This window comes from Gordonia sp. N1V, assembly GCF_029269935.1.
Lineage (GTDB): Bacteria > Actinomycetota > Actinomycetes > Mycobacteriales > Mycobacteriaceae > Gordonia > Gordonia polyisoprenivorans.
Window position 1 is genome coordinate 15,153 of the sequence record NZ_JARJDD010000019.1, and the last position, 23,961, is coordinate 39,113.

At 66.5% G+C, this 23,961-nt stretch carries 22 protein-coding genes and 1 pseudogene; 7 read left to right on the top strand and 16 right to left on the bottom strand.

What is annotated here, in order from left to right; all coding sequences use genetic code 11:
• Positions 1 to 16: 16 nt before the first annotated feature.
• Complete coding sequence (locus P3L18_RS21025) at positions 17 to 829, bottom strand: alpha/beta hydrolase (RefSeq protein WP_276115178.1); 813 nt, start codon at positions 827 to 829, stop codon at positions 17 to 19.
• Positions 830 to 931: 102 nt separating this feature from the next.
• Here P3L18_RS21025 and mhuD point away from each other — a divergent pair, with 102 nt between their 5' ends.
• The 3 genes from mhuD (at position 932) to P3L18_RS21040 (ending at position 3,524) form a co-directional block, all read left to right on the top strand.
• Entirely contained in the window at positions 932 to 1,240 is a 309-nt protein-coding gene (gene mhuD / locus P3L18_RS21030; protein WP_006372008.1) for a mycobilin-forming heme oxygenase MhuD, read from the top strand.
• A 50-nt stretch (positions 1,241 to 1,290) separates the two neighbouring features.
• The gene (locus tag P3L18_RS21035; RefSeq protein WP_079930787.1) at positions 1,291 to 1,902 is read left to right on the top strand and encodes an LON peptidase substrate-binding domain-containing protein; all 612 of its coding nucleotides are present in this window, start codon (positions 1,291 to 1,293) and stop codon (positions 1,900 to 1,902) included.
• Positions 1,903 to 2,039: 137 nt separating this feature from the next.
• Entirely contained in the window at positions 2,040 to 3,524 is a 1,485-nt protein-coding gene (locus P3L18_RS21040; protein WP_276115135.1) for an aldehyde dehydrogenase, read from the top strand.
• 30 nt (positions 3,525 to 3,554) lie between these two features.
• Here P3L18_RS21040 and P3L18_RS21045 read toward each other — a convergent pair whose 3' ends face one another.
• The 13 genes from P3L18_RS21045 to P3L18_RS21105 all read right to left on the bottom strand — a co-directional run bounded on the left by P3L18_RS21045 (position 3,555) and on the right by P3L18_RS21105 (position 15,982).
• A complete protein-coding gene (locus P3L18_RS21045; protein ID WP_276115136.1) occupies positions 3,555 to 4,109 on the bottom strand; it encodes a hypothetical protein in 555 nt (184 codons plus the stop codon).
• An 18-nt stretch (positions 4,110 to 4,127) separates the two neighbouring features.
• Complete coding sequence (locus tag P3L18_RS21050) at positions 4,128 to 4,814, bottom strand: hypothetical protein (RefSeq protein WP_172398889.1); 687 nt, start codon at positions 4,812 to 4,814, stop codon at positions 4,128 to 4,130.
• A complete protein-coding gene (locus tag P3L18_RS21055; RefSeq protein WP_276115137.1) occupies positions 4,814 to 5,653 on the bottom strand; it encodes a hypothetical protein in 840 nt (279 codons plus the stop codon). Before P3L18_RS21055 ends, P3L18_RS21050 begins: the two co-directional genes overlap by 1 nt.
• Complete coding sequence (locus P3L18_RS21060) at positions 5,650 to 7,080, bottom strand: MlaD family protein (protein WP_271354156.1); 1,431 nt, start codon at positions 7,078 to 7,080, stop codon at positions 5,650 to 5,652. The genes P3L18_RS21055 and P3L18_RS21060 overlap by 4 nt, the downstream gene beginning before the upstream one ends.
• Complete coding sequence (locus tag P3L18_RS21065; protein WP_006372001.1) at positions 7,080 to 8,339, bottom strand: MCE family protein; 1,260 nt, start codon at positions 8,337 to 8,339, stop codon at positions 7,080 to 7,082. The genes P3L18_RS21060 and P3L18_RS21065 overlap by 1 nt, the downstream gene beginning before the upstream one ends.
• The gene (locus tag P3L18_RS21070; protein WP_014361498.1) at positions 8,339 to 9,610 is read right to left on the bottom strand and encodes an MCE family protein; all 1,272 of its coding nucleotides are present in this window, start codon (positions 9,608 to 9,610) and stop codon (positions 8,339 to 8,341) included. The genes P3L18_RS21065 and P3L18_RS21070 overlap by 1 nt, the downstream gene beginning before the upstream one ends.
• A gap of 1 nt (position 9,611) precedes the next feature.
• Positions 9,612 to 10,859, bottom strand: a complete 1,248-nt coding sequence (locus P3L18_RS21075; RefSeq protein ID WP_172398890.1) for an MCE family protein — start codon at positions 10,857 to 10,859, stop codon at positions 9,612 to 9,614.
• Positions 10,856 to 11,917: an MlaD family protein gene (locus P3L18_RS21080; protein ID WP_006371998.1), complete on the bottom strand. Its 1,062-nt coding sequence runs from the start codon at positions 11,915 to 11,917 to the stop codon at positions 10,856 to 10,858. The genes P3L18_RS21075 and P3L18_RS21080 overlap by 4 nt, the downstream gene beginning before the upstream one ends.
• Positions 11,910 to 13,091, bottom strand: a complete 1,182-nt coding sequence (locus tag P3L18_RS21085; protein WP_079930795.1) for an MCE family protein — start codon at positions 13,089 to 13,091, stop codon at positions 11,910 to 11,912. The genes P3L18_RS21080 and P3L18_RS21085 overlap by 8 nt, the downstream gene beginning before the upstream one ends.
• A 3-nt stretch (positions 13,092 to 13,094) precedes the next feature.
• The gene (locus tag P3L18_RS21090) at positions 13,095 to 13,946 is read right to left on the bottom strand and encodes an ABC transporter permease (protein ID WP_276115138.1); all 852 of its coding nucleotides are present in this window, start codon (positions 13,944 to 13,946) and stop codon (positions 13,095 to 13,097) included.
• A 4-nt stretch (positions 13,947 to 13,950) separates the two neighbouring features.
• Positions 13,951 to 14,715 (bottom strand): ABC transporter permease, encoded by a 765-nt coding sequence (locus P3L18_RS21095; RefSeq protein WP_006371995.1) that lies wholly within the window; start codon positions 14,713 to 14,715, stop codon positions 13,951 to 13,953.
• A gap of 82 nt (positions 14,716 to 14,797) precedes the next feature.
• Positions 14,798 to 15,691 (bottom strand): 3-oxoacyl-ACP reductase, encoded by an 894-nt coding sequence (locus tag P3L18_RS21100; RefSeq protein WP_276115139.1) that lies wholly within the window; start codon positions 15,689 to 15,691, stop codon positions 14,798 to 14,800.
• 99 nt (positions 15,692 to 15,790) lie between these two features.
• Positions 15,791 to 15,982, bottom strand: a complete 192-nt coding sequence (locus tag P3L18_RS21105) for a ferredoxin (RefSeq protein ID WP_006371993.1) — start codon at positions 15,980 to 15,982, stop codon at positions 15,791 to 15,793.
• A 113-nt stretch (positions 15,983 to 16,095) separates the two neighbouring features.
• Between P3L18_RS21105 and P3L18_RS21110 the strand changes: the two genes are divergently transcribed.
• The 4 genes and pseudogenes from P3L18_RS21110 to P3L18_RS21125 all read left to right on the top strand — a co-directional run.
• Positions 16,096 to 17,313 (top strand): acyl-CoA dehydrogenase family protein, encoded by a 1,218-nt coding sequence (locus tag P3L18_RS21110; RefSeq protein ID WP_276115140.1) that lies wholly within the window; start codon positions 16,096 to 16,098, stop codon positions 17,311 to 17,313.
• 35 nt (positions 17,314 to 17,348) lie between these two features.
• Positions 17,349 to 18,497 (top strand): acyl-CoA dehydrogenase family protein, encoded by a 1,149-nt coding sequence (locus P3L18_RS21115; RefSeq protein ID WP_276115141.1) that lies wholly within the window; start codon positions 17,349 to 17,351, stop codon positions 18,495 to 18,497.
• A 16-nt stretch (positions 18,498 to 18,513) separates the two neighbouring features.
• On the top strand, positions 18,514 to 20,049 hold the full coding sequence (locus P3L18_RS21120) for an AMP-binding protein (RefSeq protein ID WP_276115142.1): 1,536 nt from the start codon (positions 18,514 to 18,516) through the stop codon (positions 20,047 to 20,049).
• Positions 20,050 to 20,442: 393 nt separating this feature from the next.
• A pseudogene (locus P3L18_RS21125) lies at positions 20,443 to 20,823 on the top strand (HNH endonuclease signature motif containing protein); the annotation flags it as partial.
• Positions 20,824 to 21,126: 303 nt separating this feature from the next.
• Here P3L18_RS21125 and P3L18_RS21130 read toward each other — a convergent pair.
• Both P3L18_RS21130 and P3L18_RS21135 read right to left on the bottom strand, forming a co-directional pair.
• Complete coding sequence (locus P3L18_RS21130) at positions 21,127 to 22,266, bottom strand: nitronate monooxygenase family protein (protein WP_276115143.1); 1,140 nt, start codon at positions 22,264 to 22,266, stop codon at positions 21,127 to 21,129.
• A complete protein-coding gene (locus tag P3L18_RS21135; protein ID WP_276115144.1) occupies positions 22,263 to 23,927 on the bottom strand; it encodes an acyl-CoA synthetase in 1,665 nt (554 codons plus the stop codon). Before P3L18_RS21135 ends, P3L18_RS21130 begins: the two co-directional genes overlap by 4 nt.
• Between the last annotated feature and the right edge of the window lie 34 nt (positions 23,928 to 23,961).

The following is a 23,961-nucleotide window of genomic DNA, read 5'->3' on the forward strand; positions in this document are numbered from 1 at the left end:
GGCGTTGCGCGGCCCTCTACTGCAACCGCGACGACAAACCCGAGAGGAACGCCTCGACCGCCCCACGATAGAAGTCGGGTGCATCGTCGTGGATCAGATGACCAGCCCCGGTGGCGAGTAGGTACGTCGCGAAGTCGTTGCCCGACGCCATCTTTCGCATCTGACCGGGCGGGGTGACGCCGGCTTGGGCCTCCATCACCAGACTCGGTACGCCGACTTTCCACCACTGCGCCCAGAAGTCCCGCCGACCCCACTCGTCGGCGATCGCGGTCCAGGTATCCAGGTCGCCGTGCAGCCGTCCGTCGTCGAAGGCCTCATAGAAGTAGCGACCCGCGACCGGACCGAACATCGCGACCGCCTCGGCAGGTGAGGCGAACCGCTCCGGCCAGGACGAGAACCACGGGGTCCAGTTCTCGGTTGTGCGGCCGCGGAAATCCGGGGCCATGTCTTCCACCACGAGCGCCGACACCAACTCCGGGTACCGGGCGGCCACACACCACGAGTGCAGCGCGCCCATCGAATGACCAACCAGCACAGCAGGACCCAGGTCGATCCAGGTGAGTATCTCGGCGAGGTCGGCGGCAAACCGCTCGGTCGACACCTGGCCCGGATCGGTGAGAACGGCATCGGGGGCACCGGTGTGAAACGCCGCGTCGAAGGTGAAGACCCGACCGTAGCGCCGTAGCCACGGCACCTGCCGACGCCACGTGCGGCCCCGGCCCATCAGACCGTGGACGAGCACGATCGGACCCACTCCCTGGGCCGGGTCGTCGGCGCCGAGTCCCCCGTAGTCGAGCAACCCCCGATCGAGCAGCCCCCGGCCGGCCACACCTCGCGTCACAACCGACGAGATTACCTCCGGCGCCCGATGCGCCGAAGATCTGCGCTCGCCGTGCGATTCGGACTCGCTGCGGGGACTAGGCTTTGTGCCATGGCTGTTGTGAAGATCAATGCAATCCACGTCCCCGAGGGCGCCGGGCCCGAACTCGAGAAGCGTTTCGCCCACCGAGCCCACGCGGTCGACGGCTCGAAAGGCTTCCTCGGATTCCAGTTGCTACGCCCGGTCAAGGGTGACGACCGGTACTTCGTGGTCACCCAGTGGGAATCCGAGGAGGACTTCCAGGCGTGGGCGGCCGGGCCGGCTCGCGAGGCACACGCCGGGGAGCGTGCCAAGCCCGTCGCCTCCGGAGCCGACCTCCTCGAGTTCGAGGTGGTCCTCGACGCCAAGCCGAGCTCCTGACGCCCACCGGACCTGAACACTTCGCCGGCGCGCAACCGCGCCCGGCGCCGATGTTCCCGCTCGGGGCCGCGCTGCTCCCGGGAGAAAGCCTGCCGCTGCGCATCTTCGAGCCGCGCTACCGGCAGATGCTGCACGACTGTCTCGGCGGCGACGCATCGCTGTCCGGTTTCGGTGTCGTGCTGATCGCACGCGGCCGTGAGGTCGGTGGCGGCGACGTCCGGCATGACGTCGGCACCTTCGCCGACATCGACACCGCCGTCACCGAACCCGACGGTCAGGCCCTGATCTCGTGTACCGGGACCTGGCGGTTCCGGGTCGTCGACTGGCTCTCCGACGACCCGTATCCGCGAGCCGTCATCCGCCCGCTGTCCGAACCGTCGCTCGACGACGCGTCGGTGCGGCGACTCACCGGAATCGGCGCGCGCGTGCGCCAACTGGTCGAGGAGTCGTTCGCCGCGCGCGGGGTTCCCCTCGACGACGACGTCCCGCTCTTCGACGCCGCCGACCTGGCCACCGTCGGCGTCTTCGGCTGGGCGGCGCGGCTACCCATCGGGCCGGCCGACCGCCAGGAACTGCTCGAGGCTGCCGACTATCCCACCCGGTGCCACGTGTTCGACGAGGCCGTGGCGACCATGGAAGCCCGGATCCGCTTCGGCGCCTGAGCTGGTCCGTCGAAACCATCGGCGGCAATCAGAACGTAGACAATTAGAACGTGTTCTAGTATCGGTGGTGAAGGCATTTCACACGCGCGCCTCGCCATGTCCGGCGAAGTGCCCGCAGGACCGAGGGAGCATCTGTCATGACCGAGACCGTCGAGGCCGGCACCCGCGTCGGGGGCGACCAGACCAGCCTGTACCTGGGAGGCACCTGGGTCGCACCGCATTCCACCGAGACTCTCGAGGTCTACTCCCCGGCCACCGGCGAACGCGTCGGATCGGTACCGCTGGCCGACGAGACCGATGTGGACACCGCCGTACGCACGGCGCGCGCCGCATTCGACTCGGGTGTGTGGTCGGCGCGACCGGCCGCCGAGCGCGCCGAGGTCCTCGAGCGCGTCGCCGACCTGATCGACGCCCGCTTCGACGAGATCGGCGCCGTGGTCTCCGCCGAGATGGGCGCCCCGCCGAGCGCCATCGACATGCTGCAGAAGCTGCCCGGAACCGGTGTGCTGCGGGCCTACGCCGACGCCGCGCGCAAGTACCCGTGGCAGGAGTACCGCACCGGATTGTTCGGCACCACGCTGGTCACCCGTGAAGCCGTCGGCGTGGTCGGTGCGATCACCGCGTGGAACGTCCCATTGTTCTTGGTGTGCAACAAGTTCGGGGCAGCACTGGCCGCCGGCTGCTCAGTGGTGCTCAAACCGGCACCGGAGACACCTATGACGGCCAACCTGCTCGCGGAGATCTTCACCGAGGCCGGCATACCCGAGGGCGTCATCTCGGTGGTGCCCGGCGCGATCGCCACCGGCGAAGCCCTGGTGAATCACCCCGACGTCGACAAGATCACCTTCACCGGTTCGACCGCGGCGGGCAAGGCGATCGGAGCGGCCTGCGCGCAGAGCCTCAAGCGCTGCTCCCTCGAGCTCGGCGGCAAGTCCGCGGCCATCGTCCTCGACGACGTCGACCTCGCCAACATCGGCATGTTGGTGTTCCTGGGGCTGTTCAACACCGGACAGGCATGCGTCGCGCAGACTCGCGTCCTGGTGCCACGCAGTCGCCACGACGAGATCGTCTCGGCGATGGTCGAGGCGGCCAAGGCGATGAAGGTCGGGTTGCCGACCGATCCGGAGGTCCAGCTCGGCCCGGTGATCAGCGAGCGCCAACTGCAACGCATCGAGGGATACATCGCGGCCGGCAAGAAGGCCGGGGCCACACCGGCATTGGAGAGCACCCGCCCCGCCGATCTGGACGGCGGCCACTTCATCACACCGACCATCTTCACCGGCGTCACCAACGACATGACGATCGCCCAGGAGGAGATCTTCGGCCCGGTGCTCTCGGTGATCGACTACGACGACGTCGACGAGGCCATCGCGATCGCCAACGACTCCGACTACGGATTGGCCGGGTCGGTGTGGACCTCCAACGTCGAACGCGGCATCGAGATCTCCGGCAGGATCCGCACCGGAACCTTCGGCATCAACTTCTACGCCATCGATCCCGGATCACCGTTCGGCGGCTACAAGAACTCCGGTATCGGTCGCGAATGCGGGCCGGAGGGACTCGAGTCCTTCGTCGAGCACAAGTCGACGATGCTGCCGATGGGGTACGAACCCGCGCAGTAGCCGGTGACGCCCGGGTTGCCCGCGCGCAACTCAGGTGAACAGCATCGGCAGATGCCACAGCCGGGAGTGCGGCTCGATGAGCCAGAGCCGCACCCCGGTCAGGCGGATCAATCGCATGGTGCCGACGATCAGCAGGGCCGCCAGCGGGAGTTCCGCGAAGGCCGCGGTCAGCAACGAGATCCAGCGGTCGGCCGGTGCGGCGGTCATGATGTCGAACCATGCATCGCAGATCAGCAGGAGTCCGGTGGCGAAGCCGGCGAGCACCAGCATCTGCCGGCGCTGCCACGCCAGGACGGCGGTGGTGGCCATCATCGCGACGAGCAGGACGTCGAAACCGACCCAGGTGATCGACCAGTTGTGGGCGACGTAGTCGACCGGAAGGCTCAACCCGAGGAAGACGATCCACGGGATCAGGCCGATCGCACCACCGGCCATGAGCCCGATGCGGGCACGTCGAATCCGATTACGTTTGACCGGATCCGGCAACACGTCGTCGAGCGGGCGGGCCAGACGGACGATCAGATCGCGGCGGTCCTCAGAGATCAGGGCGGCGATCTGGTCATCGGTCAGAATGTGATCGCTCATCGCGTCGCCTCCCTGGGTTTACGGGGTCGGCACCACCGATGGCGCGGGCGCACTCGATGGGGGTGCCGGGGATGCCGGAGCCGAGGATTCCGGGCCCGGGGACTCCGGGGTGGACGTATCACTCGGTCCAGGCAACGGTACCGCTCCGGGCGGCGGGGTCGACACCTGCTGAATCCGGCTGCGGAACGAGTCGTCGGTGATGACGTCGATGTTCTGGATCATCCAGCGACCGTCCTGCTTGACCATCGCAAACGTCAACCGGCTCGGGTCGACGCGCACCAGATCCTTGCCGCCACGGCTGACCGACTGGTTCATGAAGATCAGGACCGTCGAGGAGTCGCGGGTGTTGGTGACCACCCCGGCGTCCTGGATGACGGCCTGCGAGACCACCTGCTGCTTCTTCACACCCTCGACGAAGTCGATGTTCTGTCCCTGAACGGGATTGGTGATCAGCTTGTCGTACTGGGACTTCGCGGCGCCGGTGACCACCGACTTCGAACTGTTGACGTGGGCTTCGACGTTGCCCGGGTCGTAGCCGAACATCGTGGTGGCGTACGACTTGGCCGCATCCAGCGACGAGTCCCGGGCCTGTTCGGTCCATCGGGCGTCGAGGTAGCGGTAGCCGAGTACCCCGGCGAGCGCCACCGATGCCACGACCAGCAACGCGAGGACGCCCGCGAGAACCTGTGCAACCGAGAGCCGCATCACGTCACCCACTCGAAATCGGTCATCTTCAGCTCGCCGTTGATCCGGGTGATGTCGACCCGCCACCGGAAGGTCTGGACGATGGTCTGCTCCTTGGGATCCGTCGGCTTCATCTGCCAGCCGTAGACGACGATCACCGTGCCCTCGTCATCGTCGGCCTTGGTGACGGCGTCGCTGATGACGGTGGACTGCACGTCGAGTTTCTGGTCCCGGATGAGCGAGACCGCTTGCCCCATGGACTCGTTGAGTCGTTGCTGGGCGGTGCCGCTGGTCTTGTCCGCCATGGTCTTCATCGCGGAGTCGACGTTGCCCGGATTGAGACTGGTCATCGTGACCGTCATCAACTGGGCGAACGAGGAGTACTCGGCGCGCAGATTCCGCTGATGGTCGATGCGTCCGAGTGCGATCGCGAACACCGACGAGGCGACGAGGCACCCGACGATGACGATCACCGCGAGTCCCGTCGCGACCCACGCCAGGATCGAGCGATCCGATCGCGCCCGCAGCGCGGAGACCTTGGTGACCGGTGCGGCATCGTCGCCACCCGGGGCGGCAGCCATCCGGCGTTGACGCCGCTCGCGATAGCTCAGGGAGGAGACCAACTCGTCCGGGTCGGCCACCGGGCCGGTGCGCTCGGATTTGGTCAGGTTCACCGCCGGCGACGGCTGCTCGGGCGTCGCGGGCGAAGTCGGCGCGGCCTCGGCCGGCGCGGTGTCGACCGGTGGTGTCTCGACTTGCGGTGCCTCGACCTGTGGCGCCTCGTCGGGCTTGGTCGGCGTACGACGTCGGCGCAGCGGCGCCGACCGGACCGGTGTCCGGGCTTGCGAAGCCGGCGTCACTGGGCGTCCACCGCTCCGGTGATCAGGCTCTGCCATGTGTTGCCTTGTCCTTGCTGATTGTTGTCGGTGCCGGTGCCGGCGTTGTATGTCCGTCCGTCGGGTCCGATGAAGTCACCCGACTCCGGATCGTACGTGGCGCCGTAGACCGCGGGGCCGTCCTCTTGCTCGGTCGGCGTCCCCTGGGTGACATATCCGGCGGGCGCGGGCAGGATGCCCGGAATGCCGTTGGGGAACGGCACCACCCGATTGCTGATCGGCTTGTACCCGGTACGGCATTCCTCGGGGGTCGGGGCCCGCCGGCCGGGGAACTCCGCACACGGAAAGTTGCGTGCGCCGCGCACGGCGATCTGAGAGTTCTGCGGTACTCGGCACAACATGCCCGGCGGAAGGTCGCGCGCGGTCTGCACGGCGGGGCTGCGCCACTGCGACGGCGGCAGGTAGCCGATGGTGCACGGCGGCGGATCCTGGAAACCCAGCGAGAATTCGACGCTCGGGCCGTACCGCGGGTCGCCGGCGTTCAACGCGGTCAGCAGGGTGTCGATCAGACGCGGATAGATCACCAGGACCTGTTGCAGGTTCGGCAGATACACCGCCGTCGTCTTCGACACCGTGTTGAGATTGGCCAACAACAGGGGCAGCGACTGGTCCATCGAGGCGAACAGCTTCTGCGCCGACGACGCCACCGAGGGCCCCTTCTGAAGCAGGTCGGTGATCTCGGGGTTGTTGGCGCGCAACTGATCTGTCACCTTGACCGCGTCGGCGGTCCACGCCCGGATCTGATCGGCGGTGGCCGACTGGGTCGCCATCAACGGTCCCGCCTGTTTGACGAGATCGATGGTCACGTCCGAGTTCTTGTCGGCGTCGTCGACGAGCAGGATCATCGAGTCCATCAGCCGCCGCAGATCCTCGGCGGTGCCGTTGAACGCGTCGAAGGCCTCGTCGATGAGTGAGCGCAGATTGGCGTCGCCGACGCGGTTGAGCAGGGCGGTCGCCTGGTCGAGGACCGACGAGATCTCCACCGGCACATCGGTTGTCGACACCGTTGCACCGTCGGCGAGGTAGTCGGAGCTGGAATCGCCGGTGGGCGGGGTGAATTCGACATACTGCTCACCGACCGCGGACACACTGTGCACCGACGCCGCGGAATTCGTGGGGATCTTGGTGCCACTGTCGATGGACAGGGTCGCCGCCACCCCGTTCTCGGTGAGCCGCACCGACTTGACCTTGCCGACGTTGACGCCGCGGAAGGCCACGTTGGCGTTCTCATACAGCCCACCGGTGTTGGGCAACTGGAGGGTCACCGCATACCGCCCGACCCCGAACATCGCCGGAATGCGCACGTAGAACAGGGCCATCGCGACGATCGCGATGACGGTGACGATCGCGAAGATGATCAGCTGGATGCGGACGAAACGTGTGATCTTCATCAGTTGCCGCCTCCGTTCGATCCCGGGGTGTTCTGGGTGGCCGGAATGGGAGGGGCGTTCTCCGAGCGGGTTTCGTCACCCGGCTGCAGCGGCGAGGTGAACGGGTTGAGACCGCGTCCGGCTGCGCCGGCGGGCTGGCCGGTGACGCCCTCGGGGCCGACGACGCCGACCGACCGCAGGATGCTGCGTTGCAGCTTGGGGATCGTGAGGTCGAGGACGAGGTCGGAGTTGATGTAGTCGCCCTTGACCATCGTCGGGATCTCCTCCTCCAGGAACGGGAAGGTGAGAAGCAGGCGCAGCGAGCCCGGCAGCGCCGGACCGGCGGCGGCCAGACCCTGGAAGGCCTTGGCCATGTTGGCCACGATCGTCTTGATGTCCTGCGAATTCGCATCGAGGACGTCGTTGGTCGTCGACGACAGACGCCCGACCGCGTCGAGCGCGTTGACGAACTGCTGGCGTTGATCGTTGAGGAGCTTGAGGATCTGCGGGCCGTCGCGCAACGCCTTCTGCAGCGTCGGCGTCTGCTGATTGACCGCGACGGTGAGCCGGTCGAGACCCTCGCCGGCGCGAATGATGTTGTCGGTCTGGTTGTTCAGGTCGCCGACGAGCGTGGTCAGCTGCGGGATCAGGGCCCGGATCTGCTGGTCGTGGCCGTCGAAGATCTGGCTCATCTCGTGGACGATGTCGCCGAACTGCGACAGCCCACCACCGTTGAGCACCACCGACAACGCGCTGAGGACCTGCTCGGTGGTCGGATAGTTGCAGCCGGCCACCTGTTGGGCCGAATTGATATCGGCGACAGCGGTTTCGGTCGGCTGGGCGATGTTGTCGACCTTCGGGCATTTCGGCAGCGGGATCTGATCACCGGGCTGCATGTAGCCCGTGGCGGTACCCGTCGGCTCCACGATCTCGAGGTGGGTCGACCCGAGCACGCTTGTCATCCCGACCATCACGTGCGATCCGTCGGCCACCTTCACGCCCGGGTTGAGCCGGATGTCGACCTTGGCGTTCCAGCCGGGTGCGACGCTGATCGACCCGATGCTGCCGACGGTGGCGTCGTCGATGAGCACGGGCGCGTTGTTGGTCAGGCCCGCAGCGCTCGGGATGACGGCGCTGATCTTGTACGAACCGTCGCCGGTGCCCTGCGCGCCGGGTACCGGCAGGCTGTTGACGCCGTTGAAGCCGCACGCCGTGGCCAGCACCGTCACCGTGGCGACGAGCAGGGTCAGGCGTAGGTCACGCCACCGCAGTCGGCGCATCAGCCCGCACCGCCCCACGGGACGAGCAGGTCGGCGAGCGGCCCGCCACCGTCGGCGCGCCGGGTCGCCGCGTCCTGGTTTCGGATGCCCTGCTGGGCGCGCGCGGCCACGTCGGCGTTCTGGTAGGTCACCTGGCCGGGTGTCGCGTTGATGCCGTTGACCGGGTTGGACATGAACGGTGGGTAGGCGACGACGATGGACTGCAGTACGGGTGCCAGGGTGTCGACGCACTTGTCGATGTCGACCTGGCTCTGGCCGGGCCGGTTGTTGGCCTCCATCGTGCCGCACAGCAGCGTGATCAGGTTGTTGCCCATACCGAGTCCGAACACCCCGGACAACGATCCGGTCAGCGGGTTGTAGATGTTGTAGAAGTTGGCGAGCTGGTTGGGCGCCGAATGCAGCAGCCCACGCATCTGTTCGTCCTTGGCGGCCAGGATGCCGGTGGTCTGCGCCAGCCGCGACACCGCGCCGGTCAACGAGTTCTGGTTGGTGTTGATGAAGTTCTGGACGTCGGTCATCGCCGAATCCAGATTGTGCAGAGCGCCGTTGAGTTGATCGGTGTTGTCGGCGAGCACGCTCGTCACCGATGCGATACGTCCGTTGAACTGCACCATCTGCTCGTGGCTCGACGAAAGCGCATCGGTCAACTTCTGCAGGTTGCGGATGGTGGTGAACAGATCATCACGCCCCGACGCCAACGTTCCCATCACGTCGGAGAGCTGGGTGATCGAGCTGTTGATGGATTGCCCTGCGCCGTCGAGGTTTTGCGCGCCGACGTCGATGGCGCGCGCCGCGGCACCCGGGTCGGCGCCGTTGGGGCCGACCGCATCGGTCAGTCGCTGCAGTTGCTGTTTGACCTGATCCCACTCCATCGGGACGGCGGTCCGCTCCATCGGGATGTCGGTGCCGTCGGTCATCTGCGGGCCCGACGAGTACACCGGGGTCAGCTGGATGAAGCGGCCCGACACCAGGCTCTGGGCGACGACGACCGCACGTGCGTCGGCGGGGATCTTGACGCTGCGATCGACATCCATCTCGACCTTGACGTCACCGCTGCGCGGGGTGATCGAGGTGACGTGACCGACGTTGACGCCGAGCACCCGCACCGGGTCGCCGTTGTAGAGGCCGGTGGTCGTGGCGAAGTAGGCGGTCAGCCGGGTGTTGGTGACCCGGTTGTAGCCGATGTACCCGGCCACCACGAGCAGTACGAGCAACACCAGCAACGCGATGATCTGCCATGCGCGCTTGCCGATTCCGAGACGTCCGGTCATCTCAACCACCTGGCCTGGTCGTCGGGGTCGAGGGCGGCGGGGTGGGAATCGTCGGCGAGGGCACCGGCGTGCGGGGCGGGGGGTTGGCGCCCGGTGCCTGGCTCCACGCGTTGGGCAGCAACGGGAATCCCGAATACGAGAAGGCTTGCGCGACTTCGGGGTACTTCTGCTGCAGCACCTTCATGAACGTGGCGGTGTAGTCACCGAAGGTGCTGACGCCGACCAGCGAGTCGAAGTTGGGTCCGTTGGCGACCGATTCGCCGAGGGCGTTGGCGAACGGGCCGAGCCGGTCGACGGTCTCCTTGAGGTTGTTCTCGTTGTCGTTGAGGATGTCGAGCACCTTGTTGAACTTGTCGAGCACCGGCGTCAGCTGGGCGTTGTTGTCGTTGATGAATCCGCTGATCTGCGCGGCGACATCGCGTGTGCCGCTGATGAGCTGGGCGATCGCCGCACGCCGGAACTGAAGCTCGCCGAGCAACATGTTGGCGTCGAGGAGCAGTTGGTTGAGCTGCTTGCTGCGGTCACCGATGACCTGGGTGACACCGGAGGCCTTGGCCAGCAGCTCACGCAGCGCGTTGTCGCGGTCGGCGACCGCCTTGGACAGCTTCGCGACACCGTCGACGGCGCCCTGGACCTGGTCCGGGGTGGCCGAGAACGTCACCGACAGAGTGTCGAGCGCCTTGTTGAGTTCGGCGGTGTTGGTCTGCGAGAGGGTGTCGGTCGCATTGTCGAGGGCGTCGGTCAGCGAGTACGGGGCGACGGTGTTGCGGTTGGGGATCTCCCCACCCGGCTCGATCCGCCCGGTCCCGTGCGGCAGGATCGTCAGATTCCGTCGGCCCAGCACGGTTTCGGTCTTGATCGCGGCCTGGGTGTCGGAACCCATCGAGACCGTGTCGTTCATCCGGAAACTGACGGCGGCCTTGGTTCCGGCGTCGGTCGACGCCAGGCGGATACCCTCCACGGTGCCCACGTCGACCCCGGCGACGGTCACGATGTCGCCGGTGACCAGACCGCCCGCGTCGTCGAAGTAGGCGGTGTAGGTGCTGATCGGCGAGATCAGCGGCAGCTTGTCCATCTGAAGGGCCACCACGACCACCATCGCGGTCACCACGATGCCGATCAGACCGATCTGCCTGCGGGTCCGCCCGCCACGCTTGTTCTCACGGGCGACATCGGCCTCATCCGACCCGGACCGATTGCTGCGGAACAGATTCCCGAACGGACCCCTACTCGTTCCCGACGTACTCATGATTGCGACGAACACCTCCCCCCGGCCTTGGTGGTGTCCCCCATGACGTCGTTGGAGGTGAAGAAATACTGTTTGCCGTCCGGACCACTGAGCAGCAGGCGAATCCGGCAGAAGTAGATCTGCAACCAGGCGCCATAGCTACCGAGATTCGAGAGCATCTTGTAGTCGTTGGGCAGGCGCGGCAGCAGCGACCGCAGGAACGGTTCGGCCGCAAGCACATTGTCCGAGGCGACGCCGATGCTGGTCAGGGTGGACTTGAGTCCGGGGCGGGTCGACGACAACAGGTCGGCGAGTCCGTCGGTCACCTGCGCGGTCTGGGTCAGCGAGTTGCCGATGGTGCCGCGCTGCGCCGACAGTCCGGTGATGAGCATCTGCATCTGGTCGAGGCTGGTGTCGAGGCCACCGCGGTCGCCGTCGAGGGTGCCGAGCATCTGATTCAGGTTGTCGATGACGCTGTCGATCAACTGATCCCGGTCACCGAGGGCGTTGGTGAACGAGGCGGTGTCGGCGAGCAGTTTGTTCAGCGCCGGACCCTGCCCCTGGAAGACGGCCACCAGCGAGGTCGACAGTTCGTTGACCTCGTTGGCGTCGAGGGTGCGGAACAACGGTTTGAACCCGCCGAGGAGCTTGTCGAGGTCGAGTGCGGGTTCGGTCTGCGAGGCCGGGATCTCATCCGATGGCGCGAGGGTGTCGTCGGGGTCGCCGGGTCCCTGCTGCAACTCGAGATACCGGTCGCCGGTGAGGTTTTCGTAACGGATCAGCGCGCGCACCGACTTGGGCAGCTTGTACTGGTCGTCGACGGAGAACTTCACCAGCGCCTCGTTGTCAGGGGTCAACGAGACGTTGTCGACCGAGCCCACCTCGACGCCGGCGATCTTGACCTTGCTGCCCGACTTGATCTGCGAGGCGCTGGTGAACAGCGCCCGGTAGTCGTCGGAGCTGCCGGACCGGTAGTTGCTGAACACGACGACGAGTCCGATGAACACCAGCACCATCACGATGGCGAAGGCGCCGAGTTTGATGACGGTCGCGCGGAACGCGCGTGCGCGGTTATCCAAGGTCGGGCTCCCCGAACAAGAGCTGGAAGAGCTTCTCCCGGTTGACCTTCGGCGTCATCCGCGGCTGGTAGGGCACCGGCGCGTTGTCGGTCACGTAGAACTTCGAGTGCTCGGTCGTGTTGGGATTACTCAGCCCGCCCGCGCAGGTCGGAGAGCCCTGGGCGTCGACCCGCGGCAGACTGTTCGGATAGGTGTAGGGCTCCTTGCCCGGCAGCAATCCGGCGTAGAGCTTCAACATGCCGTTCTCACCGCCCTCGTAGGGCTTGGCCATGTCGGCACCGATCGCCGTGGTGCGCAGGAAGCACGAGATACCCGGTGACTGGTATCCGAGAAGCTGTGACACCGGGTCGAATTGGGACAGCGTCGCCATCAGGTCGGCCTTCGACGGGGCCAGGACGTCGTTGTTGATCGTGTTGGCCATGCCGGTCACGTTGATCAACAGCGCATCGAAGTTGGAGGCGTTGTCGCGCAACGTGTTCCCCGTGTACACCGCGTTGTCGATGGTGCGCATGAGATCACCCATCACATCGCCGTAGACATTGGTCACCGTGGCCGTCTGGCGGATCAGCTCGTCGAGTTCGGGCAGATGCGGATTGGTCTTGCCGAGCAGCCCCGACAGCGTGCCCAGCGAATTGCCGATGTCGGCGCCACGGCCGGACAATGCCGTGTTGACCACGCCGACGGTGGCGTTGAGTTTGTCGGGCTGGATGTCGGCGAGTACCGCGACCAACTGCTGATAGACAGTGTTGAGTTCGACGACGACGTGTTGGGCGTCGATGTTCTGGCCGGGCTGCAATTGTCCGCTCGGTCCCGTCGTCGGCACCTCGAAGTACACCGACTTGGCCCCGAACACGGTGTTGGACTTGATCTGTGCGGTCACGTTGCCGGGGATCTGCGACATCTGATCGGAGTTGATGTCGAGGGCGAGCACCGCGTGGTCACCGGTCTCGGTGATCGATTTGACCGTGCCCACCTGCACCCCGCGTAGGCGCACCTTGGCGTCGGGACTCATCACCAGGCCGGCACGCGGCGCCTGCAGGGTCACCCGCTCGGTGGAGGCGAACCAACCGAGGAACGACCCGGAGGCGGCGGCGATGATCGCGATCAGCCCGCCCACCATGATGACCGCGGCCAGCTTGCGTACCCAGTTACTGCGTCCCTGTCGACTCGCCATCCCTCAGCCCGCCAGATTGAACTTGCCGTCGGACCCGTAGATGGCCAACGAGGTGAGCAGGGTGATGACGACGACCACGACCAGCGACGCGCGCACCGCGTTGCCGACCGCCACGCCCACGCCGACGGGACCGCCGGTCGCGTTGTAGCCGTAGTAGGTGTGGATGAGCATGACCGCGATCGCCATGCAGATGGCCTGCACGAACGACCACAGGATGTCCGACGGGATGAGGAAGGTGTCGAAGTAGTGGTCGTAGACGCCGGGTGACTGTCCGTAGATGAACACCGTCGCAAACCGGCTGGCGAGGAAGGAGGCCAACGAGGCCAGCGAGTACAGCGGGATGATCGCGATCATCCCGGCGACGATGCGGGTGCTCACCAGGTACGGGATCGAGGCGATGGCCATGGTCTCGAGGGCGTCGATCTCCTCACTGACCCGCATCGCGCCCAATTGTGCTGTGGCACCGGCCCCGATCGTCGCGGCCAGGGCGATGCCGGAGATCACCGGGACCGCGATGCGCACATTGATGAACGCGGAGAAGAAGCCGGTGAGCGCCTCGACACCGATGTTGGCCAGCGAGCTGTAGCCCTGCACGGCGATGGTGCCGCCGGTGAACAGGGTGAGGAAGCCGACGACCACGACGGTGCCGCCGATCATCGCGAGAGCGCCCGTACCCATGGAGATCTCGGCGATCAGCCGCAGCGTCTCCTTCTTGTAGAGGCGGACCGCACGCGGGATCGACACGACGCTGTCCCAGTAGAACAGCGCCTGATCGCCGATATGGTTCCAGTCCTCGCCTGCGCGCTTGACCGCAACGCGCGCGGTGCGCAGCCGGGTGGTGAACGGAAGTACCATCGCTCTACCCCGCCGTCGCCTTCAGCCCGACCGCGGTGACCACGACGTTCACCACGAACAGCGCCATGAAGGAGTAGACGACGGTCTCGTTGACCGCGTCGCCGACACCTTTCGCGCCGCCCTTGACGTTGAGTCCCTGATAACACCCGACCATGCCGGCGAACAGGCCGAACAGCGCCGCCTTGACCATCGAGATCATCAGCTCGCCGAATCCGGTGAGCAGCGTCAGATTCGCGATGAACGCACCGGGATTGACGTCCTGCAGGTACACCGAGAAGACGAACCCGCCGCCGATGCCGATGGTGCACACCAGGCTGTTGAGCAGGATGGCGACACCGGTCGAGGCGATGATGCGGGGCACGACGAGGCGGTGCACCGGGTTGATGCCGAGCACCTTCATCGCGTCGATCTCCTCGCGGATGGTGCGGGCACCGAGGTCGGCGCAGATCGCCGTCGCCCCGGCACCGGCGACGATGAGCACCGTGACGATGGGGCCGATCTGGGTGATCGTGCCCAGGGCGGCGCCCGCGCCGGAGAGATCCTGGGCACCGATCTCGCGCAGCAGGATGTTGAGGGTGAAGCTCACCAGCACGGTGAAGGGGATCGCGACGAGCAGCGTCGGCACCATCGACACACGGGCGATGGCCCAGGACTGTTCGACCGTTTCCCGCCATTGGAATGGCCGGCGGAACAGTTCCCGGACCGAGTCGACCCCGAGTGCGACGAAGTCGCCCACCCCATCGAGGGGTCCCGCCAGCCTGCTCAGCACAGCACTCCTCAAGCCTTGGAACTCACGCGCAACATATCACTGGGTTCGGTCAATACTAGGACACTTGACCCACAACAACCGGTCAGGACATCAGGTCGCGGGCCGAGAACGTCCGACGCGGGTCGCGGTCGGCGAAATAGCTGCTCAGCGTCTTGGCGAGATCCCCGTCGTCCCATGCATCCCCCTCCGCGGTGAAGACCTCATCCACAGTGGGCGCGGCCATCACGATGACTCGGGGACCGTACACGACGAATACCTGCCCCGTGACCGAATCGGCGTCCGGGCCGGCGAGGTAGGTGACGAGCCGGACGACGTGATCGGGCGAGAGCGGATCGACACCGTCGCCGGGTGCGTCACCGAAGACCCCCGCGGTCATCGCGGTGCGCGCCCGCGGGCAGATCGCATTGGCGCGAACCCCGTAGCGGCCCAACGCCCGTGACGCCGACATGGTCAGCGCGGTGATGCCGGCCTTGGCCGCGCCGTAGTTCGCCTGGCCCTCCGGTCCGAGCAATCCGGCCTCGCTGGAGGTGTTGACGATGCGCCCATAGACGGGACCGCCGGCGGCCTTGGATTCGGCTCGCCAGTGGGCGGCGGCGTTGCGGGTGAGCAAGAAGTGGCCGCGCAGGTGGACCCGGATGACCAGATCCCAGTCGTCGTCGGTGAGGTTGAAGAGCATCTTGTCGCGAACGACCCCGGCATTGTTCACCACGATGTGCAGCCCGCCGAGCTCGGCGGTTGCCGTGCGCATGATCTCGGCGGCGGTGGCCGAGTCCGAGATGTCACCGGGCACCGGTACCGCGGTGCCCCCGGACGCGGTGATCTCGTCGATCACATCGCTCGCGTCGAGCGCGTTCGCGAGGTCGTTGACGACGACCGTCGCACCGTGTCCGGCGAGCCCGAGAGCCTCGGCGCGACCCAATCCGGCACCCGCGCCGGTGACCACCGCGACGCGCCCCTCCAACGATCCAGCAGCCACTGCCAACCCCTCCAGCCGAACGCGGTGTGAACGAAAACTAGAACCTGTTCTAACACGCTACCCGGTCGGGGCGTCAAGCCGGGGCGGTTTCGGCGAAATTCACTCCTCGATCGACAGCGCCGACTTGGGGCAGTTGGCGACGACCTGACGCAGTTCCTCCTCGCGACCCTCGGGTACCTCGTCTTTCAGAATGACCAGGTAGTCGTCGTCATCGAGATCGAAGATGTCGGGTGCCATCCCGACACAGATCGCGTTCGATTCGCACAGGTCGAAATCTGCCTTGATATGCATCGACTCGCTCCTCCTCAGCGTGCCCGCTGGTTGACGGGCTGTGCCAAACAGGTTAGAACGTGTTTCAGATATTGGCGAGTCCCCCACCGATCGATCCACGACGGAGTCCACCCATGCGCATTGCGTACACCGACGAGCAATCGGCGCTGCGGCGCGAGTTGCGCGCCTACTTCACCGATCTGATGACCGAGGACCGGCGGGCGGCACTCACCGGCGGCGACGGTGAACTCGGCGAGGGCGACGCCTACCGCGACGTGGTGCGTCAGATGGGTGCCGACGGCTGGCTGGCACTGGGGTGGCCGACCGAGTTCGGCGGCCAGAACCGCTCGATGATGGATCAGCTGATCTTCACCGACGAGGCAGCGATCGCCGGCGCGCCGGTGCCCTTCCTGACGATCAACTCGGTGGCACCGACGATCATGCACTATGGCACCGACGAGCAGAAGGCGTTCTTCCTACCGCGCATCGCCGCGGGCGAATTGCATTTCTCCATCGGCTATTCCGAGCCCGGCGCCGGCACCGACCTCGCCGGGCTGCGGACCACCGCAGTGCGCGACGGTGACGACTACGTCATCAACGGGCAGAAGATGTGGACGTCGTTGATCGCCTACGCCGACTACATTTGGCTCGCGTGTCGCACCGACCCGGCGACGCTCACCGACGAGGGGCGAGCCCGTGGACTCAAACGCCACCACGGCATCTCGGTGCTGATCGTGCCCGCCGACGCCGATGGGTTCTCCTACACCCCGGTGCACACCATGGCCGGTGTCGACACCAGCGCCACCTACTACTCCGACGTCCGGGTGCCGGTGAGTTCGCGGGTCGGCGAGGAGGGCCGGGGCTGGTCGCTGGTCACCAATCAGCTCAACAACGAACGGGTGGCACTGTGCAGCGCCGCCCCGATCCAGACCGCGCTGCGGGAAACGCTGGCCTGGGCGCAGCAGACGAAAACCGGTGACGGACAACGCCTCATCGACACCGAGTGGGTTCGTCAGAACCTGGCGCGGGTGCACGCCAAGGTCGAGTTCCTCAAACTGCTCAACTGGAAGATCGCCTCGGCGGCCAGCTCCGGTGGCGCGCCGAGCCCCGCCGACGCCTCGGCCACCAAGGTCTTCGGGACCGAATTCGCCACCGAGGCCTACCGATTGTTGATGGAGGTCGTCGGTCCCGCCGCAACCATTCGGGCGGGCAGCCCGCGAGCACATCTCCTTGGTCGCCTCGAACGCTTCCAGCGCACCTCGCTGATCCTCACCTTCGGTGGCGGTACCAACGAGGTCCAGCGCGACATCATCGCGATGACCGCCCTCGGCCTGCCCCATCAGCGACGCTGATCGCCGCCCACCCACATTGAAGCGAGAGCAACACAATGGATTTCACACTCCCCGAAGTGACCGAGGACCTGCGCGGACTCGCCCGTGACATCACCGAGAAGGTGAGCACCGACGACCGCGTGGCGCGGCTCGAGGCCGACGACGCCGCACTCGACGATGTGCTGTGGCGCGAACTCGGTGCGGCCGGACTCCTCGGCCTCGAGGTGGGGCCGGAGGTCGCGGGCGACGCCGGTGCCGGCCAGTCGATCCTCGAATCGATCACCGTCGCCGAGCAATTGGGCCGCGGGCTCGCTCGGGTGCCGTACGGAGTGCACGCCATCGCCGCACTTCCCGCGATCGCCACACACGGTTCGGTGGCCCTCCGGGGGCGCCTCGTCGGCGACGCCGCGACCGGCACGGCCGTGCTCACCGTCGCCCTCGAGGAGGACCTCGGAACCGGCTCCGATCATCCGCAGACCCTGCTGAGCCGCACCGAACACGGTTGGGCCCTGACCGGATCCAAGGTCAACGTCGCCTATGCCGGTGCCGCCACGGCGATCGTGGTCAACGCGATGTCACCGGACGGGGTTCGCGCGGTGGTCGTCGACGCCGACGCCGCGGGGATCGGACTCACCCCCACTCCGGCCACCGGGAAGACGCCGACCTTCGTCGTGGATTTCGACGGCGTGGTCGTCGACGACGACCACGTGTTGGATGGTGGCGCGGACACCGTCGCCGACATCGTTGACCGCGCAACCCTGGCGGTGTGTGCCGATCAATCCGGAGCTCTCTCCCGTGCACTGGAACTCACCGCCGCCTATGCCGTCGAGCGGGAGCAGTTCGGTAAGCCGATCGGAACGTTCCAGGCGGTCGCCCAGCGACTCGCCGACGGCTACATCGACACCCAGGGACTGTCGCTGACCACGCTCGCCGCGGCGTGGCAGTTCACCCGGATCGCCGACGCCGATGAGGACAACGACGACGGTGGACTGCACGTCGCGGTACAGACCGCCAAGTTCTGGGCATGTGACGCCGGACATCGCGTGGCACACACCGCGGTCCATGTCCATGGTGGAGTCGGCCTGGACACCACACATCCGGTCCACCGGTACTTCCTGCGCGCCAAGCAGAACGAGTACACCCTCGGATCCGCACCGGTCACGCTCGCCGCCATCGGGGACGCGTTGGCAGCGGCACCGGCGTGATGACCGAACCAGGCCGATGACCGAGCCGTCGGCCGCAGTCGCCCTCGGGGCGTCGACCGCGACGATCACCTCCCTGTTGCTCGCGCTGACCGATGTCGACGACCGTGGCATCGAGCACGAGGGCGGCTTCTTATCGTATGCGGAGCACCTGCGGCGGTCCGCGAATTGTGCGCGGCGTCTGCGCGATCAGTTGGGCGACAACGCGACTCCCCATGTCGGGGTGCTGCTGGACAACGTCGTGGAGTTCAGCATCCTGGTGGCCGCGGCCGCGCTCGACGGCCTGGTGATCGTCGGTCTCAACACCACGCGGCGCGGTGCCGCGCTGGCCGCCGATATCGCCCGCGCCGACTGTCGGTTCGTGCTCGTCGACGACCACACCGCACCATTGTTGGCCGACGTGCCGCTCGATGTCCCGGTACACCGGGTGAGCCGCTACATCGAGCCCGATTCCGTGGTGGCGCCGGTGATTCCCCGAGAAGCATCCCCGGACGAGTTGCTGATGCTGATCTTCACCTCGGGTACCACCGGCGACCCGAAGGCCGTGCGGTGCACCCAACGCACCTTCGCCGCGGCCGGGGTGATGCTCGCCGAACGGTTCGGGATCGGCCAAGACGACGTCGTCGGACTCTCGATGCCGATGTTCCATTCCAATGCGATGATCGCCGGATGGTCGGTGGCACTGGCCGGCGGTGCGTCGATGGTGTTGCGCCGCAGGTTCTCGGCGAGCGGATTCGTTGCCGACGTGAGACATCACGGGGTCACCTACGCCAACTATGTCGGTAAGCCGCTCAACTACATCCTCGCCACCCCGGAGTCGCCCGACGATGCGTCGTCGAGTCTGCGCATCATGTACGGCAACGAGGCATCGGCAGCCGATCGTGAGCGCTTCGCCGCGCGTTTCGGCTGCCGGGTGGTCGACGGTTTCGGTTCCACGGAGGGCGGCGTTGCGATCACCCGCACCCCCGATACTCCCCCGGATGCACTGGGCCCCTTGCGCCCTCCGGTCGCGGTGGTCAACCCGGATACCGGTACGCCGACGCGCACCGGAGAGATCGGGGAGATCGTGAACACCTCGGGACCAGGCCTGTTCAGCGGCTACTACAACGACCCGGACGCGACCGCCGAGCGGATGCGCGGCGGCATCTACCACACCGGCGACCTGGCCTGGGTCGACGACGCCGGTTACCTGCACTTCGCCGGACGTCTCGGCGACTGGATGCGCGTCGACGGCGAGAACCTGGGAACCGGACCCATCGAGCGAATTCTGCTGCGCCATCGAAGCATCCGCCAGGCCGCCGTCTTCGGTGTGCCCGTCGAGATCGGCGACCACATCGAGGCGGTACTGGTGACCGACGGCGATCTCGACCCGGCCGAGATGACCGATTTCCTCTCTGCACAAACCGATCTCGGGCCGAAGCAGTGGCCGCACCGGATTCGCGTCGTCGATGCCCTACCGGAGACGGCCACCTTCAAAACCCTCAAGCGCCGGCTGCGGGAATCCACCGAGCCGCCGACCTGGGTCCGCATCGACGGCCGTTATCAGCGGCCCTGACATCCGAGACGGTCGAGAACACAGTCGGCACAAAAGGTCTCGAGGCTCGTCGCTATCGCTCCTCGGCACCTCGACCACCTGGGTGGGACGAGCATCGGATGAGACGGGCCACGGGACGGGAAGGCCGAACGTCCTTCGATCGCATCTTCCCCCGCTGGTCGAGGTGCGAGCCGCGTGCGGCGAGCCTCGAGACCCGGTGAGATAACAAGCCTCCCAGCCACATCCATCCACCCCAGCCCTGAACGCGCACCGAACTCGTAGACTCCGCCTTTGCACGAGCCGCGCCTGAGCGCTGACACCGCGTACCGCGTTCCCCGATGGCCGAGCAAACCCTCCTGATCGATGGTCGAGGTGCGAGCCGCGTGCGGCGAGCCTCGAGATCCGTTGAGATAATGCGACACAACCATCACCAAAATCATCCTCGACCCCAACGGGGTGCCCCTCAGCGTCGGCGAAGAAAAACGCTTCTTCACCCCCGGCCAGCGCAAAGCCCTACTCGTGCGTGACCGCGGATGCATCAAATGCGGCGCGCACGCTGGGCGCTGCCAAGGACACCATTTGCACCACTGGGCCGATGGTGGTCCCACCGACCTCGACAACGGATGCCTGCTGTGCACCAGCTGCCACGATGATGTGCATCACCACGGGTGGGACATCATCATGGGCTTCGACCGGCACCCCTGGTTGATCCCACCCGCCAGCGTGGATCCGAAACGCCGGCCGGTTCCGTCGTATCACCGACGCACCATGCGACTCGACGACACCGCAGCCTGACCTACCCTGCCCCACTACCTGATTCCTTGCACCCGGCCCGGCCGGGACCGCATCTGTTGTTTGACAACTCCATAGCGATAATTCCCACCCGATGGTCGAGGTGCGCGTGCCACCGTGACCCGGAATGACTTCGGCACAAGGGGTCTCGAGGCTCGTCGCTAGCGCTCCTCGGCACCTCGACCATCGGAGTGGGACGGCCGTCGGGCAGGTAGGGTGGAGCATCACAGATCGATGGTCGAGATGCGAGCCGCGTGCGGCGAGCCTCGAGACCACCTGCGCCAAGGCTGGTTTCGTACCGAAGCGCTACCCCTCCAATGTTTTCTGCATCCGGGCGACGGATTCCTCGTATTCGGCGACCATGTCGGCGATCAGCTCGGCGACCGGGGTGATCGCGTTGAGGCGTCCGACGATCTGACCGGCGGGCATCGCCACGACCCCGGGGTCGCTGGACGCGGAGATTCGGGCGTGCGCCTCGGAGACGAGGATGTTCTGCAGCGGCATCGGCAGCGGCTCCGGTGCGCCCTGGGCATCCCACGCGTCGGTCCACTTCGTCTTGAGCAGTCGAGCGGGCTTGCCGGAATAGATGCGGCGGCGCACGGTGTCCCGCGAGCTCGCGTCGAGCAGCGCCTGCTGCACGGTCGACGGCCCCTCCTGCCCCTCGGGCACCCCGAGTTTGTACTCAGCGGCGGTGAGCCAATAGGTCCCCATCCAGACACCCTGTGCGCCTAGCGCAATCGCGGCAGCGATCTGTCGACCGCTGCCGACGCCGCCGGCCGCAAGCACCGGTGCCCGGTCGCCGACGGCGTCGACGAGTTCGGGCCACAGGATCATCGACGTCACCTCACCGGTGTGACCGCCACCCTCGTATCCCTGGGCGATGACGATGTCGACTCCGGCGTCGACGTGATGCAGCGCATGATCTTTCGCGCCCGCCAGGGCGGCTACCGACACACCGTGGTCGTGGGCGGTGGCGATGACGTCGGCGGGGGGTGACCCGAGGGCATTGGCGATGAGCTTGATCTGGCCGTACTTGTCGGCGTGGGTCATCGCGACGTCGACATGCGAACGCGCCACCGAATGCAGCCAGCCGAGTACTCCGGCATTGACCCGGTCGCCGTCGGGCAGCGGCGGCACACCGAGGTCGTCGAGCGTGCGTTCGACGAACGTGCGATGCTCGGGCGGGATCATCGCGTCGAGGTCGGTGTGGCTGCCCTCGGTCGGGATCTTCGCAGGCATCACGATGTCGACGCCGAACGGCTTGCCGTCGGTGTTGTCGTGCATCCACTCGAGGACCTCGTCGAGTTCCTCCGGATCGTTGAACCGCACACACCCCAGGACGCCGAGGCCACCGGCCCGGCTGATCGCCGCGGCCACGTGTTGGCTCGGCGTGAATCCGAAGATCGGGTAGTCGATCCCGAATCGTGTTGCCAGTTCTGTCTTCATCGAGTGGCCCCTTTGATCTCTGTGTCTGCTGTCTCATCGGCCGGGCGGCTCTCGGTGACCGACGCCGCCCACCGGTAGTCGGGCTTGCCCGCCGGTGATCGCTTGATCTCATCGACGAACCACACGCTGCGCGGCGTCTTGTAGCCCGCCAGTTCTTTGCGCACCACATCGGCGAGCTCTCCGAGCGTCGGCCGCGCCGAGTCACGCGCGGCGATCACCGCGGCGACTCGCTGCCCGAACCGGTCGTCGGCGACCCCGACGACAACGGTGTCGAAGACGTCGGGGTGTGCCTTGAGTGCCGCCTCGACCTCTTCGGGATAGACCTTCTCGCCGCCGGTGTTGATCGACACCGATCCGCGGCCCAGCATGGTGATGGTGCCGTCGGCCTCGACCCGCGCGAAGTCCCCCGGAATCGAGTAGCGAATCCCGTTGAATTCCTTGAACGTCTTGGCCGATTTCTCCGGATCGTTGTGATAGCGCAGCGGGATGTGACCGGTGCGCGCGAGCACCCCGACCTCACCGGTGCCGGGCTCCACCTGGGTCCCGTCCTCGCGCAGCACGTGGGTTTGCTTGTCGGCGTTGACCCGTGGCGCCCCGACGTGTGACTCACCCTTGACGACGGCGGCCATCCCGCCGAATCCGGTCTCCGACGATCCGATCGCGTCGATGATGACGGCGTTCGGGAAGCGTTCGAGGAACTGCTCTTTGATGCTCGGCGAGAACAGGCACGCGGACGACGCCACGGAAACGAGTGTGGAGGTGTCGTAGTCGCGCTGACCGAGCGCCTCGATCATCGGTCGCCCCATGGCATCTCCGGTAATGAACATGACGTTCACCCCGTGCCGGCCGACCGCCTCCCAGACGGCGTGCGCGTCGAAATCGGGATACACCACCGCTTTTCCGCCGCCGAAGAGCGCCTGGAACACCGCCCACTGCGAGCCTCCGTGGATGAACGGCGGGATCGGGAATCGGACGAGTTGTCCGCCCGCGGCGCCGGTGCGCGCGTGCTCCCACTCGTCGGTGACCGGCTCGCCGGTGTACCAGTCGATGCCGCCGCCGAGAACCCGCCAGACGTCGGCCTGCCGCCACACGACACCCTTGGGTTTGCCGGTCGTGCCGCCGGTGTAGAGAATGTACAGGTCGTCGTCGGAGCGCTCCTCGAAGTCACGCTCGATCGATTCGCCTGCGATCGCGTCGTCGTAGAGGACCGGGGCGACGAGCGTCCCGATCTCGACGTCACTGCCATCGGGGATGACGACGCGGTGGGCGACGACCGGCCGCACATCGCCGGCCGCGTCGCGATTCGACAACACGTTGCACACCCGCGTCGAATACTGGCGTTCGTGGATGAGCACGGTCATCCCGGAGTCGGAGAAGATGTGGTCGAGTTCGGCCTCGACGTAGCGGTAGTTGACGTTGACCATCACCGCCCGCGCCTTGAAGATCGCGACCATCGCCTCGATGGATTCGATCGTGTTTCGGCTGTACAGACCCACTCTGTCACCTGGTTTAACGCCCAGCGAACGAAGGTGGTGCGCGAGGGCGTTGCTGCGGGCCTCGAGTTCGGCATAGGTGCGCGAACGGTCGCCCGATTCGACGGCGGTGCGGTCCGGCATGAGGTCGACCGCATGCTCGATGAGGTCCCCGATGGTGAAAGCCATGACACAAAACTAGAACGTGTTATCGTTTCCGGCA

Coding starts and splice junctions, on each gene's coding strand:
- mhuD (WP_006372008.1), top strand. CDS start 932: ATGGCTGTTGTGAAGATCAATGCAATCCACGTCCCCGAGGGCGCCGGG.
- P3L18_RS21085 (WP_079930795.1), bottom strand. CDS start 13,091: ATGGCGAGTCGACAGGGACGCAGTAACTGGGTACGCAAGCTGGCCGCG.
- P3L18_RS21045 (WP_276115136.1), bottom strand. CDS start 4,109: ATGAGCGATCACATTCTGACCGATGACCAGATCGCCGCCCTGATCTCT.
- P3L18_RS21060 (WP_271354156.1), bottom strand. CDS start 7,080: ATGAAGATCACACGTTTCGTCCGCATCCAGCTGATCATCTTCGCGATC.
- P3L18_RS21070 (WP_014361498.1), bottom strand. CDS start 9,610: ATGACCGGACGTCTCGGAATCGGCAAGCGCGCATGGCAGATCATCGCG.
- P3L18_RS21075 (WP_172398890.1), bottom strand. CDS start 10,859: ATGAGTACGTCGGGAACGAGTAGGGGTCCGTTCGGGAATCTGTTCCGC.
- P3L18_RS21090 (WP_276115138.1), bottom strand. CDS start 13,946: ATGGTACTTCCGTTCACCACCCGGCTGCGCACCGCGCGCGTTGCGGTC.
- P3L18_RS21035 (WP_079930787.1), top strand. CDS start 1,291: ATGTTCCCGCTCGGGGCCGCGCTGCTCCCGGGAGAAAGCCTGCCGCTG.
- P3L18_RS21115 (WP_276115141.1), top strand. CDS start 17,349: ATGGATTTCACACTCCCCGAAGTGACCGAGGACCTGCGCGGACTCGCC.
- P3L18_RS21110 (WP_276115140.1), top strand. CDS start 16,096: ATGCGCATTGCGTACACCGACGAGCAATCGGCGCTGCGGCGCGAGTTG.
- P3L18_RS21065 (WP_006372001.1), bottom strand. CDS start 8,339: ATGCGCCGACTGCGGTGGCGTGACCTACGCCTGACCCTGCTCGTCGCC.
- P3L18_RS21120 (WP_276115142.1), top strand. CDS start 18,514: ATGACCGAGCCGTCGGCCGCAGTCGCCCTCGGGGCGTCGACCGCGACG.
- P3L18_RS21135 (WP_276115144.1), bottom strand. CDS start 23,927: ATGGCTTTCACCATCGGGGACCTCATCGAGCATGCGGTCGACCTCATG.
- P3L18_RS21040 (WP_276115135.1), top strand. CDS start 2,040: ATGACCGAGACCGTCGAGGCCGGCACCCGCGTCGGGGGCGACCAGACC.
- P3L18_RS21105 (WP_006371993.1), bottom strand. CDS start 15,982: ATGCATATCAAGGCAGATTTCGACCTGTGCGAATCGAACGCGATCTGT.
- P3L18_RS21050 (WP_172398889.1), bottom strand. CDS start 4,814: ATGCGGCTCTCGGTTGCACAGGTTCTCGCGGGCGTCCTCGCGTTGCTG.
- P3L18_RS21130 (WP_276115143.1), bottom strand. CDS start 22,266: ATGAAGACAGAACTGGCAACACGATTCGGGATCGACTACCCGATCTTC.